The sequence below is a fragment of the Variovorax saccharolyticus genome, from assembly GCF_030316765.1.
Taxonomy (GTDB): domain Bacteria; phylum Pseudomonadota; class Gammaproteobacteria; order Burkholderiales; family Burkholderiaceae_C; genus Variovorax; species Variovorax saccharolyticus.
In genome coordinates this window covers 325,265-338,400 of the sequence record NZ_JASZYT010000002.1, presented here as the reverse complement: position 1 = coordinate 338,400, position 13,136 = coordinate 325,265, and the positions used below count along the sequence as shown (strand labels likewise).

Sequence of the window (13,136 nt, the reverse complement as noted above, 5' to 3'; positions counted from 1 at the left end):
GGCCCGATCGCAAGGGCCGGCGGTTTCAAAGCCTTACGAGGCTCAGCGCGGCTGCGACTCCACCTCGCGCGTCCAGCGGTCGATCAGGCGCTTGCGCTCGGCCGCCTGGCCGTACTTCTCGAAGTCGTACTTGATCAGCTTGACTCCGTCCATCGACGGGATCCGCGCGTCGGGCTTGAAGGTCCGGTTGGCCGGCGACTGCAGGCTGCCCGCCTGGGCGCCGATCGCCTGCCCGGCCGGGCTCATCAGCCAGTCGTAGTAGCGCTGGGCGTTGGCGCGGTTGCGCGCGCCCTTCACGAGCGCGATGCCGCCGATCTCGTAACCGGTGCCCTCGCAGGGCGCGATCGCCTTGACGGGGTACTTGTCGTGGCGCCACTTGTCAAAGCCGAAGATGAAGCTGATGCCGATGGCCACCTCGCCCTTGGCCACGTTGGGCGCCTGCGCCTGGCCGCTGCGGGTGTAGGCGTTGGTGTTGCGGTGCAGCTTCCTGAGGTAGTCGAAGGCGGCCTCCTCGCCCATCAGCTGCACCAGGCCGGCGATGATCGTGTAGCCGGTGCCGCTGGTGGCCGGATGCGACATCTCGATCTCGCCCTTGTACTCGGGCTTGATCAGGTCGGCCCAGCAGCGCGGCTCGGCAAGCTTCTTCTTCTTGAGCACCTCGGTGTTGAAGCCGAAGCCCATGGCGCTGGTGTAGAAGCCGCCGACCCGGTTGCCCGACATCGCGTACTGCCGCACCGACCAGTCGTACAGGTCGTTGATGTAGGCCGGGCGGTAGGGCTCCAGCAGCCCCTCCTCGGCGGCCTGCAGGAAGGGGTCGCCGGTGCCGCCCCACCAGATGTCGGTCTTGGGATTGGCGGCCTCGGCCCGCAGTTGCGCACCGATCTCGCCGGTGCCCTTGTGCGCCTGCAGCACGCGGATGCCGGTGGCGCGGCTGAACTCGGCCGCCGCCGCCTCGCACCAGCCGGCGTCCGTGCTGCACAGCGCGTTGACCGTCCCCTGTGCGCCGGCGCCGCTCGCCGCCGCCAGCCCCATGAGGGCACTGAGGACGGCGGCGTATCTGGAACGGAAGTGGCGCATGGCGGGATCCCGGGTTTCGCGAAGGAAACCGCAGGATAGCGCCTGGCGCCGCCGCCCATCAGCGCGGCGTACCCGAGGTGATGCCGGCCATGCCGGTGGACTGGCCGATCGACTCGGTGTTCAGGGGATGCGCGGCCTCGACCGCACCCTTGTAGACCTCTTCCCGCGTCAGCTGCGAGACCATCGGCGCCGCGGTCGACTGGCCGATGGACTCGGTGCCGGTCGGGCGCGCTGCGGCCATCGCGCCGGCGTTCACCTCGGGGTTCGGCGCCGTGTTGCTGGTCTGCATCGGGCGATAGTCGGCGCCGTCGGACTGGGCGCTGGCGGTCATCGAGGCGAAGGCGCCCAGCGTGGCGAAGAGGCCGAGGGCGAGGATCTTGACGGAAGCATGCATGTGGGATCTCCTGGAGTTGCACGGGGCGTTCCGCAGCCCCGAAGGGCGGCGCGGTCGGCCTGCTGCCACTCTAGGCAGCGCGACTGAGCAGGGAATGAGGACTGAATGAGCTCAGGATGAGCGAGGCAGGATCACGCGGGCGCGCAGGCCCTGGGCATCCGCCCGGTTCGCGAGCTCGATGCGCAGGCCGTTGCGCAGCGCGGCCGCCTGTGCGATGGCGAGTCCCAGTCCGCTGCCGCCGGGCGCCGCGCCGGCGGCCCGGAAGAAGCGGTCGAAGACACGCTGCAGCTGGTCGGGCGGAATGCCCGGCCCGTCGTCCAGCACGTCGACCACCGGCTGTCCGTCGACCTCGTGCAGGCGCACGTCGACCACCCCGCCCTCCCGGGCGTAGCGCACCGCGTTGTCGATCAGGTTGTCGAACACGCTGCGCAGATCGGCCGGCGGCGCGCAGACGAGGGCCACGGTCGGGCCCTCGAAGCCGACGTCGATGCGGCGCTGGTCCGCCAGCACCATCAACTGCCCCACGCTGTCGCGCAGCAGCATCGCGACATCGACCGGTCCGCTCGCGGCCGCCGCGGGCGCGTCCTGGCGCGACAGGCGCAGCAGCTGCTCGATGAGGTGCTGCGCGCGCCTGACTCCGCTCTCAAGCTGGGCGAAGCGCTCGACGGCGTCGCCGGCCGGCACGTGGGCCCGCAGGTTCTCGATCTGCAGGCCGATCGCGGCCATCGGCGTGCGCAGTTCGTGGGCCGCATCCTGCATGAACCGGCGCTGCGTCGAGAGCGCCTTGCGCAGTCGACCGAGCAGGCTGTTGTAGGCGCTCACCAGCGGCGCGATCTCCTCGGGCACGCGGGCGACCGCGACTTCGACCATCTCGCCCTCTTCCTGCGCCGCCACGTCCCGCGCCACGGCGCGCAGCGAACGCGAGGCCGCCGAGACGATCAACAGCAGGATCAGCAGCGAGACCGGCAGCATCAGCAGGATCGGCAGGCTTTCGAAGAGGGCCCGCCGGACGATGCGCTGGCGGCGAAAGCCGTCGTTCTGCACCACCTGCACGCGCGGTGCATCGGCCTGCGATCCGGCCTTCGCGGTGTAGACACGCCACGCGTCGTCGCTGCCGCTGCCCAGGCGCACGTCGCTGAAGCCCGATCCCTCCTGCAGCGGCAGCACCAGCCCGGGCCAGGAGGAAGCCAGCAGCGAAGCGCCGTCCGCGCTCCAGACCTGGACCACGAAGCTGCCGCGATGCAGCGCATCGTCGCGGGTGGTGGCATCCAGGGCCGGCGGCCGGTGATGGGTCGCATGCGAATCGGCCACGAGCCGCATCTGGTCGTCCATGAAACTGTTGACCAGGCGGCCGTAGGCCACGTACGAGAACCAGACCGTGGCCGCGATCGCCACCAGGTGCAGCGCGACCAGCCACAGCAGCAGGCGCGCACGCAGGGAGCGGGGCCGCAGGGGCGGCCTCACGCCGGCACGACCCGCCAGCCGAGCCCGCGCACGTTGCGTATCGCCTCGGCGCCGAGCTTGCGCCGCATGCCGTGGATCAGGACGTCGATGGCGTTGCTGGTGACCTCCTCGCCCCAGCCGTAGATGCGGTCCTCGAGCTGCTCGCGCGACAGGATCGCGCCGGGCCGCTCCAGCAGCGCATGCAGCAGCGCGAACTCGCGTGCGGTCAGCACCTCGCGCACGCCGTTGACGATCACGTCGCGGGTCGTCAGGTCGAGCTGCAGCGCGGCGGTGCCGATCACCGAATGCGCGGCGCCATCGCGCCGCCGCACCACGGCGCGCATGCGCGCCAGCAGCTCGCGCAGTTCGAAGGGCTTGAGCAGGTAGTCGTCGGCGCCGAGGTCGAGGGTGTGGATGCGGTCGTCGAGTCCGTCGCGCGCCGTCAGCACCAGCACCGGCGTGGCATCGCCGCGCTTGCGCGCCCGCCGCAGGACTTCGGTGCCGTCGTCGCCGGGAAGGCCGAGGTCGAGCAGCACGCAGGTGTAGCCGCCATCCGCCAGGGCGCTGTGCGCCAGCATGCCGTCGCGCACCCAGTCGACCGACCAGCCGGCACTGTCGAGCGCGTGCATGAGGCCGCGGCCGATCATTTCGTCGTCTTCCACGAGCAAGGCGCGCACAGCTGTCTCCTTGGCGTTCGGCACGCCTTCCAGGGCGAGGCTACGCCTGATTTCTTAGCCCTGCATGAGCATGCGCGCAATGCCCGGAGGCTAGAAGCGCTCGTGCGGCCCCAGGTAGCGCCACTGCCCGACCGGCAGGTTGCCCAGCACCACGTTGCCGATGCGGATCCGCTTCAGGCCCACCACCTTGAGTCCGACCTGCTCGCACATGCGGCGGATCTGGCGCTTCTTGCCCTCGGTGAGCACGAAGCGCAGCTGCTCGGGGTTCTGCCAGTCGACCTTGGCCGGCTTCAGCGGCTGGCCGTCCAGGCTCAGGCCATGGCGCAGCCGGGCCAGTTCCTCGCGCGGGAAGGCGGCCTGCGAGTTCTGCGCCACCGGCCCGTAGGAGACGCGCACCAGGTACTCCTTCTCGATGCCCGAGTCCTCGCCGATCAACTGGCGGGCCACGCGGCCGTCCTGCGTCAGCACCAGCAGGCCGACCGAGTCGATGTCGAGCCGGCCCGCGGGTGCGAGGCCGCGCAGCTGCGGCGGCGAGAAGCGGTTGCGGCTCGGATCCTCGCGCCAGTGGGTGCGCGGGTTGATCAGTACCACCGCCGGCTCGTGGCCGTCCTCGGCCTGGCCGCTGACATAGCCCATCGGCTTGTGCAGCAGGATCGTGACCTGCTGCTGCTGCTGGTTCTGCGCCTTCCTGTCGACCTCGATGCGGTCGGAGGGCAGCACCTTGACGCCCATCTCGGCGACCTGGCCATTGACCTTGACCCAGCCCTGCGCGATCCAGTCGTCGGCCTCGCGGCGCGAGCACAGGCCCAGTTCGGCCATGCGCTTGTTGAGGCGGGAGGGTGCGGGAGTTTCGGGCATCGCGGGCGGATTCGTGGGGCGTGGCGATGCATTGTCCGCGATCCGGGAGCGGTCGTTTTTCACGCCTTCGGCGGCTGTTGCACTAAGGCGGGCCGCCGCGTGACTTCGTTGCTGTGCGTGCCCTCGCCGCCTGCGTACAAACGAATCAACGGACTGACCAAGGAGCCTCCATGGAGATTCATGCCATCGCACTGATCGTCGACGAGCCGATCGCCGGCCATTTCTACTGGGTGCTGCAAAAGCATGACGGCGGCGACTGCCGCCCCATCGCCGCGGCCGAAGGACCGATGCCGACCTATGGGGCGGCCATGATGGCCGGCATCGAGGCGCTGCAGCGGCGCACCGACGCGCGGGAAGATCACGGGCCGCCCACGATCCACTGACCCGCCCCCGCGGCCCGGCGGTTCGCGGTTCGCGAACCCGGGCATCTCGAAGCACGAGCACCGCCGCGCGCCCGATCAGGCACACTCTCGGCGCATGCGCGCCGCACCCCCGCGGCGCCCGAACGACGAGACTCCCCATGATCCGCAAGCTGCTCACCATCGCCGCCCTGGCGCTGGCATTCACCGCCGCGCAGGCCCAGCCCTACCCCACCAAGCCGATCCGCATGATCGTGCCCTTCCCGCCCGGCGGCGGCACCGACATCCTGTCGCGGCTGGTCGCCAACAAGCTGACCGAGTCCAGCAAGTGGACCGTGGTGCCCGACAACCGCGCCGGTGCCGGCGGCACCATCGGCATCGCCGAAGCGGTGCGCGCGGCGCCCACCGGCTACGACATGGTGATGGGCCAGAAGGACAACATGGTCGTCGCGCCATGGCTCTACAAGAACCTGAGCTACGACCCGACCAAGGACCTGGTGGCGGTGGCGCACGTCGCCTACACGCCGGTGGTGATCGTCACGCGCAGCGACTCGAAGTTCAAGACGCTGGCCGACGTCGTGGCTGCCGCGCGCGCGGCGCCCGACTCGATCACCTACGGCTCGCCCGGCAACGGCACCACGATCCACCTGGCCGGCGAGATCTTCAAGTCCGCGGCCAACATCAAGATGCGCCATGTGCCCTACAAGGGCTCGAACGCCGCGATGATGGACGTGCTGGCCGGCAACGTCGACCTCATGGTGTCCTCGCTGCCCTCGGCGATGAGCCAGATCCAGGGCGGCAAGCTGCGCCCGCTGGCCGTGACCTCGGCCCGCCGCAGCAGCTCGCTGCCGGACGTGCCCACGGTGGCCGAGCTCGGCTACAAGGGCTTCGACGTCAGCACCTGGTATGGCCTCTTCATGCCCGCCGGGACGCCCAAGGAGATCGTCACGACCGTGAACGCCGAGGTCAACAGGCTGCTGGCCACGCCCGAGATGAAGGCTGCGATCATCGCCCAGGGCGCCGAGCCCCAGGCCATGACGCCACAGGAGCTGCAGACCCTGCTGAAGGCCGACTACCTCAAATGGAAGGGCATCGTCCAGGCCTCCGGCGCGACGATTGAGTAACCCCCCAGGTCGGGCTCACTGCGTGTAGCCCTCCCACCCCCCTGCCGGGGGCAACACCTGCGGCCTGGCGAAGCCAGTTCCGCGGTGTTTCACCAACGCGGCCGGGCTGCGCCGGCCGTGTCAGTCATTTCAGTCATGTCAGTCGCGGACATCGGCGACGGGGTTGCTGCCGAAGTCCGGGCGGTCCAGGTACTTGAGGATCTTGGCGGCGGCCGACGCCGGGCTGTCGAGCAGGCCGTCGGCCTTGAGCTTCTCGAAGCGCACGCGGTCCGGGAACATGTCGGCCTCGCTGGTGCGCAGCGTCACCTGCATGTCGGTGTCGATCACTCCGGGCGCCAGCGAGACGATGCGCGCGCCGCCGGCGACGGCCTTCTCCTCGAGTGCCACGGCGCGCGAGAAATGGTCCATGCCGGCCTTGGCGGCGCAGTACGGCGCCTGGCTGCCCATGGCATTGCGGCCCAGCCCGGACGAGATGTTCAGCACCTTGCGCTCGGCGCGCCAGCCCTTGGTGGCGCCCAGGAAGGCGGACGCCAGCAGCATCGGCGCCTCGAGCCCGACGCGCAGCGCCTGCGCCAGTTCACTCGCCACCGCTTCCGACAACGGGCGCGGGCGGCCGACCGTGCCGGCGTTGTTGATCAGGGTGGCACTGTCGAAGGCGCCGGCGTCGAGGCCCTGCAGCCAGGCGGCCAGCCGCGCCGCGGCCGGCACCGGCTCGGACAGGTCCAGCTGCCACTGCTCCAGTTCGGCGCCGGCCTCGCGGGCACGGGCGGCGAGCTGCGCATCGCTCTGGCGGGAAATGCACAGCAGGCGCTGGCCCGGCTGCAGCAGCTGCTCTGCCATGGCGCGACCCAGGCCGCGGGAAGCGCCGGTGATGACGGTAAGACGGGATGAATTCATTGTGCTATTTCAGAGTTTTCGTGCGCTATATCGCGGCGTCAGCCATTGCGCACCGGCCAACGCTTCCCAATGGTAGCTGCGCCTGAATAGAATCTGCCGGCTTTCACACCCTCAGGCCATGCCCACCCACTACCAAGCAGCGAGCGAGCCCAGTCATTTCGCCCAGCGCTTCGGTCTGGCCTGCGAACCGGGCGGATCGATCGTCCGGCCGGGCCAGCAGGGCCTGTTCGTGCGGCGTCCGCGCGCGGACGATGCGGCCCGGGATGCGCTGTCCCGCTTCCAGATCGCACCCGGTCGCTGGGGCCTGATCCCGCTGTTCAGCAAGGACGGCCAGGACCTCGATACCCATGAGGCGCGCGGCGAGACCGCGTTCGCCGAGCGCAACTTCTATCAGCCATGGAAGCGCGGCCATCGCTGCGTGATCCTGGCCGACGCCCTGTTCCAGGCCGGCGCCGGCGCCGGCGAGACCGTGCGCGTGTCGCGCTCCGACGGCCATCCGCTGGCGCTGGCCGGCCTGTGGAACGGCTGGCGCTCGCCCGCGGGCGAGTGCGTGGAGAGCTTCGCCCTGCTGACCTTCGGCATGCCGGGCAACCCGGAGCAGCGCCGCACCGCGATCCTGCGCGACGCCTGGATCGACGACTGGCTCCACTGCCCGGTGGAGGAAACCGCCGCCTACCTGCGGCCCTATGCCGACGACAAGCTGGTGCGGCAGGTGCTGCCGGTCGACGTCGCGCAGCTGCGCGCCGCCTAGTCAGCCAGCCGCAGCTCCTCGATCAGGCCGGCGATGTTGCCGACCTCCAGCTTCTCGTAGATGCCCTGGATCTGGTTGCGCACGGTCGCCGGCGAACGGCTCAGCGTCTGCGCGATCTCCTTGTGGGTGTCGCCCTTGGCGATCAGCTTGGCGATCGTGAATTCGCGCGCCGTCAGGCCGTCGGCGCGGCAGCGCGGCCTGGCCTTGAGGAACAGCAGCTGTTGCTCGATGCGGGCGTCGACGACCACTGCGCGGCCGCGGAAGCGGTCGCTCTCCTGCTGGAAGTGGGACGACAGCACGGCCGGCAGCCGGCGTTCCTGCCAGTCCTCCCATTCCTCGCCGGCGAGCGCCGCGAAGCGCGCATCCGCGTGGTAAACCATGCCGCGCAGGTCGGCGATCGCATTGCCGCGGGGCAAGGTGTCCTGGTCCGCCGGGCCGAGCCGCTCCAGATGCATCTTGCGATTGATCGCCAGCGCCTCCATCACGTGCGGCGCCAGCAGTTCGAGCCGGGCGACCTCGGCGGCCGTGTAGCTGGCATCGCGGTCGGCGCGGTAGAGCAGGATCCAGTGGGCGAAGCGCGTCGAGGGATCGATCACGGTGGTGGCCAGCATGTTCTCGATCTCGAAGCGCCGCATCATGTCGCGGATCTCCCGCTGGGCCGGATCGGAGAACCAGCTTTCGAGCTGGAAGGCGCGCGTTGCCCGCGGCTGCGCGAACATGGTCGCCACCGCGCTGTCGAGGTGCTTGACCGATTCGTAGGCCGGCAGCATCTCGCGCGACTGGTTGTGCAGGTGGACGGTGTGGATGTCGGGCCCGCCCTGCGCGGGCGCTGCGGTTCCCCACAGCGAGGAGTCGAAGGGCAGAACGCCCTTGACCAGATCGAGGGCCGCATCCTGGAAGTCGGTGATCGGGAGGTCCTGGGCCGCGCGGTAGAGCCGCAGGAGGAGTTGGCTGTAGCTTTGCAGTTCGTCGAGCTGATTCATCTGGATTCGTTGTCGTGGCCGAAACTTCGCGCGACCCCATTCTGCATGGCCGGCCCGCGCCGCCGCGCTACGCCGCGGGCTTGCCGGCCGCCACGCTGGCGCGCAGTGCCGCCAGGTCGATCACGCGCAGGCCGCCGTACTCGACCCGGATGGCGCCCTGCGCCTGCAAGGTGCGCAAGGCCTCGTTGACCCGCTGGCGCGACAGGCCGATCAGGTAGGCCAGCTCCTGCTGCGTGATGCGCAGCAGTTCGCCCACGCCCGGGAACAGCACCGGGTTGAACAGCGCCGCGAGGTTGCGGGCCACGCGCACGTCGGGGTCGTTGAGGCGGTCGGTCTCGCGCGCGGCGATGAACTGGGCGAGCCGCTCGTTGAGCTGGTTCATCACGAAGCGGTTGAAGCCGATCGAGTGATCCAGCAACCAGTGGAAATCATCGACCGGCAAGCCCGCCACGAGGCTGCGCCGCAAGGCCTGGATGTTGTAGCGGTAGGGCTCGCGCTTGAGGGCCGTGCCCTCGCCGAACCAGCCGCCCGGCGGCAGGCCGCTGTAGGTCATCGAGGTGCCGTCGGCGTTGTCGTTGCTCATCTTCAGCAGGCCCGCGATGACGCCGAACCAGTAGGTCGGCGGCCGGCCGATGCGGCAGACCAGGTCGCCCGGCTCGGCCTCGCCGACCACGACGGCCGCCTCCGCGCGCCGCCGCTCGGACGGCGTGAGCGCCACCATCCAGGGGACGCTGGCGAGTTCGTCGCCGCTGGCCGGCCGCACGCGGTCGCGGATCGAGGAGGTGCTGTTGTCGGTGACGGCGCGCATCGGGAAACTCCGGGGAGTGTTGTCCCTAGGATTGTCGTTGAAACGACAAGTTGGCGTCAAAGTTGGTCCTACAGTCCGCCCATCGTGCAGACCAAAGCCCCCACCTTTCCCCGCCTGTTGCTGGCCCACGCACAGCAGCAGCCCGATGCCCCCGCGGTGCGCGAGAAGGATCTCGGCATCTGGCAAAGCTGGCGCTGGGCGGACGTCGCGCGCGAGGTGCGCGAGTTCGCCTGCGGACTGGCGAGCCTGGGCTTCAAGGCCGGCGACAACCTGGCGATCGTCGGCGCCAACCGGCCGCATCTCTACATGGCGGTGATCGCGGCGCAAAGCCTGCGCGGCGTGCCGGTGCCTCTCTACCAGGACGCGGTGGCCGGCGAGATGGTCTTCATGCTCGACGACGCCTCGGTGGAGTTCGTGATCGCCGAGGACCAGGAGCAGGTGGACAAGCTGCTCGAATGCCGCGACCTCCAGAAAGACCAGCGCACGGCGATCCGCCACATCGTCTACGACGACCCGCGCGGGCTGCGCCACTACGACCAGCCCGGCCTGCTGGGCTACGAGAAGCTGTGCGAACTCGGCCGCGCCTGGGACGCCGCGAACCCCGGCTTCTTCGACCGCAGCGTGGCGGCCGGCGAAGCCTCCGATGTCGCCGTGATCCTCTACACCTCGGGCACGACGGGCCGCCCCAAGGGCGTCTGCCAGACCCACGCGAGCTTCATCGCGGCGGGACGCGGCGGCGTCGAGACCGACAGGCTGGGCCCCGGCGACAACATCATGAGCTACCTGCCGATGGCCTGGGTCGGCGACCACCTGTTCTCGGTCGCGCAGTGGCTGGTCGGCGGCTTCACGCTCAACTGCCCGGAGTCGGCCGAGACCGTGATGAACGACATGCGCGAGATCGGCCCGAGCTACTACTTCGGCCCGCCGCGCACCTTCGAGGGCCTGCTCACCGCCGTGTCGATCCGCATGGAGGACGCGGCCGCACCCAAGCGCTGGCTCTACGCGAAGTTCATGGCGCTGGCGCGCCGCGTGGGCGCCGACATCCTCAACGGCGCGCCGGTCGGCGCCGTCGACCGGCTGCTGTACGCGCTCGGCGACCTCGTCATCTACGGGCCGCTGCGCAACGTGCTCGGCATGAGCCGCATCCGCGTCGCCTACACCGCGGGCGCGGCGATCGGGCCCGACCTGTTCCGCTTCTACCGCTCGATCGGCGTCAACCTCAAGCAGTTCTACGGCCAGACCGAGACCTGCGCCTACGTCTGCCTGCAGCGCGACGGCAAGGTCAAGCTGCAGACCGTGGGCAGCGCAGCGCCCGGCATCGAACTCAAGATCGCCGACGACGGCGAGGTGCTGGTGCGTGGCGTCTCGGTGCTGCAGGGCTACTACAAGCGGCCCGACGCCACCGCCGAGGTGCTCGACGCCGACGGCTACTTCCACACCGGCGACGCCGGCGTGCTCGATGCCGAAGGCCACCTGCGCATCATCGATCGCGCCAAGGACGTCGGCCGCATGCACGGCGGGGCGATGTTCGCGCCCAACTACATCGAGAACAAGCTCAAGTTCTTCCCGCAGATCAAGGAAGCCGTGTGCTTCGGCGATGCGCGCGACGAGGTCTGCGCCTTCGTCAACATCGACTACGAGGCGGTCGGCAACTGGGCCGAGCGGCGCGGCCTGGCCTACGGCGGCTATGTCGACCTGGCGGGCAAGCCCGAGGTGCTCACGCTGGTGGCCGAGTGCATCGCCAAGGTCAACGCCGACCTGGCGAGCGAGGACGGCATGGGCGACACGCAGATCGCCCGCTTCATGGTGCTGCACAAGGAACTCGACCCCGACGACGACGAACTCACGCGCACGCGCAAGGTGCGGCGCGGCTTCATCGCCGGCAAGTACGCGGTGCTGATCGATGCGCTGTACGGCGGCAAGGGCGAGCAGTTCATCGAGACGCAGGTCAAGTTCGAGGACGGGCGCACGGGCGTCGTCAGCGCGACGCTGCAGATCGTCGATACGCAGCGCTTCGCACCCATGAAGGCGGCCGCATGAGCGAAAGAAAAATCGGCGACGTCATCCTGGACGTGCAGAACATCTCCTTGAGCTTCGGCGGCGTGAAGGCGCTGACCGACATCAGCTTCAACGTCCGCGAGCACGAGGTGCGCGCGATCATCGGGCCCAACGGCGCCGGCAAGAGCTCGATGCTCAACTGCATCAATGGCGTCTACCAGCCGCAGCAGGGCGAGATCACCTTCCGCGGACAGCATTTCAAGCACATGAACTCGCGCCAGGTGGCCGAGATGGGCATTGCGCGCACCTTCCAGAACCTGGCGCTGTTCAAGGGCATGAGCGTGCTCGACAACATCATGACCGGGCGCAACCTCAAGATGAAATGCGGCCTGCTGGCCCAGGCGCTGCACTGGGGGCCGGCCGCGCGCGAGGAGATCGCGCAGCGCGAGTTCGTCGAGCGCATCATCGACTTCCTCGAGATCCAGCTGCACCGCAAGACGCCCGTCGGGCGCCTGCCCTACGGCCTGCAGAAGCGGGTCGACCTCGGCCGCGCGCTGGCGATGGAGCCGAAGGTGCTGCTGCTCGACGAGCCGATGGCCGGCATGAACGTCGAGGAGAAGCAGGACATGAGCCGCTTCATCCTCGACGTCAACGACGAGTTCGGCACCACCATCGTGTTGATCGAGCACGACATGGGCGTGGTGATGGACATCTCGGACCGCGTGGTGGTGCTCGACTACGGCAAGAAGATCGGCGACGGCACGCCGCACGAGGTTCGCAACAACGAAGACGTGATCCGGGCATACCTGGGCGTGGAACACTGACATGGGATTCTTCCTCGAAACACTGTTCGGCGGCCTGATGGTGGGCATGCTGTATTCGCTGATCGCGATCGGCTTCGTGCTGATCTACAAGGCCTCGGGCGTCTTCAATTTCGCGCAGGGCGCGATGGTGCTGTTCGCGGCGCTCGCGATGGCGCGCTTTGCCGAATGGCTGCCGCGCTGGTTCGGCTTCGAGAGCCTGGTGCTGGCCAACCTGCTGGCCTTTGTCGCCGCGATGGCGGTGATGATCGCGGTGGCCTGGCTGATCGAAAGGCTGGTGCTGTCCAAGCTGGTCAACCAGGAAGGCATCACGCTGCTGATGGCGACGCTCGGCATCGCCTATTTCCTCGACGGCCTGGGCCAGACGCTGTTCGGCAACGACATCTACAAGATCGACGTCGGCATGCCCAAGGAGCCGATGATGGTGTTCGAGAACGTGTTCCAGGGCGGCCTGCTGCTGAGCAGCGAGGACCTGATCGCGGCGCTGGTGGCGGCCGCGCTGGTGGTGGTGCTGGCGCTGTTCTTCCAGAAGACCTCCACCGGCCGCGCCTTGCGCGCAGTGGCCGACGACCACCAGGCCGCGCAGTCGATCGGCATTCCGCTCAACCGCATCTGGGTCATCGTCTGGTCGGTGGCGGGCTTCGCCGCGCTGGTCGCCGGCATCATCTGGGGCTCCAAGCTCGGCGTCCAGTTCTCGCTCTCGCTGGTGGCGCTGAAGGCGCTGCCGGTGGTGATCCTCGGCGGCCTGACCTCGATCCCGGGCGCCATCATCGGCGGCCTCTTGATCGGCGTCGGCGAGAAGCTGTCGGAGATCTACCTCGGCCCGATGCTGGGCGGCGGCATCGAGATCTGGTTCGCCTACGTGCTGGCACTGGTCTTCCTGCTGGTCCGCCCGCAAGGCCTGTTCGGCGAAAAAATCATCGACCGGGTCTGACCGGACGGGCAC

Annotated in this window: 14 protein-coding genes; 6 read left to right on the top strand and 8 right to left on the bottom strand. The window is 69.2% G+C overall.

Annotated features, from left to right (window positions below; all coding sequences use genetic code 11):
- Positions 1–42: 42 nt before the first annotated feature.
- The 5 genes from QTI45_RS07715 to QTI45_RS07695 form a co-directional block, all read right to left on the bottom strand.
- A complete protein-coding gene (locus QTI45_RS07715) occupies positions 43–1,077 on the bottom strand; it encodes an ABC transporter substrate-binding protein (protein ID WP_286653939.1) in 1,035 nt (344 codons plus the stop codon).
- A gap of 58 nt (positions 1,078–1,135) precedes the next feature.
- Positions 1,136–1,471 (bottom strand): hypothetical protein, encoded by a 336-nt coding sequence (locus QTI45_RS07710; protein WP_286653938.1) that lies wholly within the window; start codon positions 1,469–1,471, stop codon positions 1,136–1,138.
- 111 nt (positions 1,472–1,582) lie between these two features.
- Complete coding sequence (locus QTI45_RS07705; protein WP_286653937.1) at positions 1,583–2,935, bottom strand: sensor histidine kinase; 1,353 nt, start codon at positions 2,933–2,935, stop codon at positions 1,583–1,585.
- Positions 2,932–3,591: a response regulator gene (locus QTI45_RS07700; protein ID WP_286371138.1), complete on the bottom strand. Its 660-nt coding sequence runs from the start codon at positions 3,589–3,591 to the stop codon at positions 2,932–2,934. Before QTI45_RS07700 ends, QTI45_RS07705 begins: the two co-directional genes overlap by 4 nt.
- 90 nt (positions 3,592–3,681) lie before the next feature.
- Positions 3,682–4,449 (bottom strand): pseudouridine synthase, encoded by a 768-nt coding sequence (locus tag QTI45_RS07695; RefSeq protein WP_286371137.1) that lies wholly within the window; start codon positions 4,447–4,449, stop codon positions 3,682–3,684.
- A gap of 170 nt (positions 4,450–4,619) precedes the next feature.
- Here QTI45_RS07695 and QTI45_RS07690 point away from each other — a divergent pair, with 170 nt between their 5' ends.
- A complete protein-coding gene (locus tag QTI45_RS07690; protein ID WP_286653936.1) occupies positions 4,620–4,832 on the top strand; it encodes a hypothetical protein in 213 nt (70 codons plus the stop codon).
- Positions 4,833–4,969: 137 nt separating this feature from the next.
- Entirely contained in the window at positions 4,970–5,932 is a 963-nt protein-coding gene (locus tag QTI45_RS07685) for a Bug family tripartite tricarboxylate transporter substrate binding protein (RefSeq protein WP_286371135.1), read from the top strand.
- A gap of 138 nt (positions 5,933–6,070) precedes the next feature.
- On the opposite strand, the gene QTI45_RS07680 is transcribed toward QTI45_RS07685, so the two are convergent.
- Positions 6,071–6,829, bottom strand: coding sequence for an SDR family NAD(P)-dependent oxidoreductase (locus QTI45_RS07680; RefSeq protein ID WP_286371134.1), 759 nt, complete (start codon positions 6,827–6,829; stop codon positions 6,071–6,073).
- 118 nt (positions 6,830–6,947) lie between these two features.
- Between QTI45_RS07680 and QTI45_RS07675 the strand changes: the two genes are divergently transcribed.
- On the top strand, positions 6,948–7,580 hold the full coding sequence (locus tag QTI45_RS07675) for an SOS response-associated peptidase family protein (RefSeq protein WP_286653935.1): 633 nt from the start codon (positions 6,948–6,950) through the stop codon (positions 7,578–7,580).
- Here the strand turns inward: QTI45_RS07675 and QTI45_RS07670 are convergent.
- On the bottom strand, positions 7,577–8,563 hold the full coding sequence (locus tag QTI45_RS07670; protein ID WP_286653934.1) for a helix-turn-helix transcriptional regulator: 987 nt from the start codon (positions 8,561–8,563) through the stop codon (positions 7,577–7,579). The genes QTI45_RS07675 and QTI45_RS07670 overlap by 4 nt on opposite strands.
- 67 nt (positions 8,564–8,630) lie before the next feature.
- A complete protein-coding gene (locus QTI45_RS07665; RefSeq protein ID WP_286653933.1) occupies positions 8,631–9,371 on the bottom strand; it encodes a Crp/Fnr family transcriptional regulator in 741 nt (246 codons plus the stop codon).
- An 84-nt stretch (positions 9,372–9,455) separates the two neighbouring features.
- On the opposite strand from QTI45_RS07665, the gene QTI45_RS07660 reads away from it, so the two are divergent.
- From QTI45_RS07660 to QTI45_RS07650, 3 genes are read left to right on the top strand one after another with little or no spacing between them, the layout of a single operon-like run.
- Positions 9,456–11,411, top strand: a complete 1,956-nt coding sequence (locus tag QTI45_RS07660; RefSeq protein WP_286653932.1) for an AMP-dependent synthetase/ligase — start codon at positions 9,456–9,458, stop codon at positions 11,409–11,411.
- Positions 11,408–12,193 carry an ABC transporter ATP-binding protein gene (locus QTI45_RS07655; RefSeq protein WP_286653931.1) on the top strand — a complete coding sequence of 262 codons (786 nt, stop codon included), beginning with the start codon at positions 11,408–11,410 and terminating at the stop codon, positions 12,191–12,193. Before QTI45_RS07660 ends, QTI45_RS07655 begins: the two co-directional genes overlap by 4 nt.
- Before the next feature lies 1 nt (position 12,194).
- Complete coding sequence (locus tag QTI45_RS07650; RefSeq protein ID WP_286653930.1) at positions 12,195–13,124, top strand: branched-chain amino acid ABC transporter permease; 930 nt, start codon at positions 12,195–12,197, stop codon at positions 13,122–13,124.
- Positions 13,125–13,136: the final 12 nt, after the last annotated feature.